Annotated in this window: 2 protein-coding genes; both read left to right on the plus strand. The window is 68.5% G+C overall.

Annotated features, from left to right (window positions below; all coding sequences use genetic code 11):
• Nucleotides 1-359 precede the first annotated feature (359 nt).
• Nucleotides 360-758: a roadblock/LC7 domain-containing protein gene (locus tag STRTUCAR8_RS29165; RefSeq protein WP_006379691.1), complete on the plus strand. Its 399-nt coding sequence runs from the start codon at nt 360-362 to the stop codon at nt 756-758.
• A gap of 8 nt (nt 759-766) precedes the next feature.
• Nucleotides 767-1,195: a hypothetical protein gene (locus STRTUCAR8_RS29170; RefSeq protein WP_006379693.1), complete on the plus strand. Its 429-nt coding sequence runs from the start codon at nt 767-769 to the stop codon at nt 1,193-1,195.
• Nucleotides 1,196-1,230 lie beyond the last annotated feature (35 nt).

The raw sequence follows: 1,230 nt of genomic DNA on the forward strand, positions 1-1,230 counted from the left end.
CGCCCCCGGTCGTCCGGTTGCCGCAGGAGGGCCTGCGACAGCGCAGGCCGCCGCCTCCACCACCTTCACCGCCCCCGCCTCCGCCGTTGCCGCCTCCGTACGTCGACCCGGCCGTCGTCACCAGGCTGGCCTCCGTCCTCGCCTCCGACGCGCGACCGGTACCGCGACCGGCGTCGCCACCACAGGTTCCCGCTCCCGCACTGCCCCGCCGCGAACCCGGCGCCAGTGGCATCACCGAAACTCTCGCCCCCGAAAAGCGCGGGACGAGCTGGAAAGGGTTCTTCCGAATGCGGAACGGAACTCATGGAAATGCGTGAAAGTTCGTAGAAGTTCGTAGAGCTCATAGGGGAGTTGAGTACATGGACCACAAAGCGCTGGCCATGGAAATGCGCGACCTGCGCGAAAAGGTGGACGGAATCACCGACACGGCGATCGCCGCCACCGACGGACTGCTCATAGCGGCGGACACCGCCGCGTCGATCGACCCCGAGGGTCTCGCCGCCATCGCCGCCGCGGGACTCGGTCTCGCCCGACGGGCCGCCCAGGCGACCGGCCGGGGCACCCTGCGCCGGACGGTCACCTACGGCAGCCAGGGCTGCGCGGCCTTCTACGCCGTCGGGGACACCGCGTTGATGGTCGTACTCGGCGACGAGGGCGTCGACCTGGACCGGCTGCACCGCGCGACCCAGCCGGCGCTGCGCCGTATCGGCTCGATCCTCACCGCCACGGAACCCGCCGTGGCGACCGAAGGAGTGTGAAGGAAAGGATGGCGACGAAACGCATGACCACAGGTTTCTCCGACCAGGTCATGGGCCTGGTCAAGGCGCTCCGTACCGATGCCCCCGAGTGTGTCGCGTCGGGGGTGGTCGACATGGCCACCGGGATGCTGCTCTCGTACGAGACGGTCGACAACCATCCGCCGGAGGTCCTGGACCTGCTGGCGGGCGCGACCCTCGACCTGTTCCAGGGCCGTACGGTCGTGATGATCGAGGACGTGTTCAAGGAACGCCGGGGCACCCCGAGCGACCAGCACTTCTTCCAGGAGATCCTCGTCAACAGCGAGAACCTCACTCACCTGTTCGTGCGGCTGAACGAGCAGCAGGACGTCGTCGCCGTGGTCGTCTGCCGCAAGGCGGTCAACGTGGGCATGCTCTTCGCCCAGGTGCGGCGGGTGGTCAAGGAGTACAGCCTCTGAACATCCGCTGAGCGGACCGTCGAACGCGCACGGGC

Origin of the sequence: Streptomyces turgidiscabies Car8, assembly GCF_000331005.1 — a bacterium.
GTDB classification, from domain to species: domain Bacteria; phylum Actinomycetota; class Actinomycetes; order Streptomycetales; family Streptomycetaceae; genus Streptomyces; species Streptomyces turgidiscabies.